This window comes from Arthrobacter sp. Y3221157 (assembly GCF_059089865.1).
This window is the reverse complement of sequence record NZ_JBNHFD010000198.1, coordinates 1-1,048: the sequence shown is the minus strand read 5'-3', so window position 1 is coordinate 1,048 and position 1,048 is coordinate 1. Positions and strand designations below refer to the sequence as shown.

General features: G+C 69.0%; 1 protein-coding gene. It reads right to left on the bottom strand.

Annotated elements, in window-relative coordinates:
• On the bottom strand, positions 1–939 hold a 939-nt coding region (locus tag AC5RTT_RS20615; protein ID WP_494146716.1), incomplete at its 3' end, for a DUF222 domain-containing protein.
• Positions 940–1,048 lie beyond the last annotated feature (109 nt).

The following is a 1,048-nucleotide window of genomic DNA, read 5'->3' as shown; positions in this document are numbered from 1 at the left end:
ACCCTGGTCAAGGGCGAAACCCTGGTCCGCGCCCGTAGCCGCACTGCTCCCGGTGCTCAGCAGCGCCGCAGCCCCGATATCGGCCATCAGCTGGGGAAGGGTGCGTGGCTCGTCCGGGCCCTGGAGGCCGCGGGCCAATGCCCTGGTCCGGTTCCATGCCGCGTTGGCCTGCTCGGCGGGCAGCAACAGCGAGACCCAGCCCATCCCGTCGCGGTCCGGAGAATACTCCATCCGCCGCTGGGCCACACCCCGGGCACGCCGGGTTTCGATCGATTCCGGGTGGTGGCGTTCCCGCCACGACCGCACCTTCCGCCGCAACCTCGCCGGCGGCACCTCCCCCGCCACACCCCCGGGCCCGGCGCCCAGAGCACCAGGGCCAGCCGCATCAGGCGTGAGGAAGTGCGCTTCGAGGGCTGCCGTGCCGGCGGCGTCCAGGCCCGCGGCCTCGTCCACCAGAACCTGGGCGTTCTGCCACGACACCGCCCCGGCCTGCAGCGCATCCAGCGCCGCAGGCAACGAACTGGTCAATGCGTACGCGGCACCAAGCAATGAACTTGCTGCGCGTTCGCCGATGGTCAGGACGCAGGCGACCTCGGCGACCACCGCCATCTGCTGCCCGGTAACCCATTGCGGGCTCGGGTCCGGGTCCGCCAACGCAGCCGCAGCGTCCACGTGCCCGGCCACCAACCGCACCTTCACAGCCGCGGTGGCCGCCTCGATCCGGCTAATCAATGCCAGCCCATCCAGGCAGTCATCAGCGAACCGGCGCAAGGGATCAACACCATCGCCCAGACGTGAGTCAGCGGAAGCGGCAGGCGAAGCACCCGCAACGACGCCGGCAAGCTCGTCAGCGAACCCGGCCACCGACGCAACGGCAGCGAGAATCGCGTCCCTGCCCTCTGCGCCCTGCACCGCTGTGCCGTCCATACCCAAAAGCATGGCAGGAGGGTCCGACAGTAATGATGGAATTGGCTCGTGCCGGCGGCGTGACTCTGGGTACGACTGATGCCACTTCGGTGGTTTGTCTTGAATTTGATTTGTCCGCTGC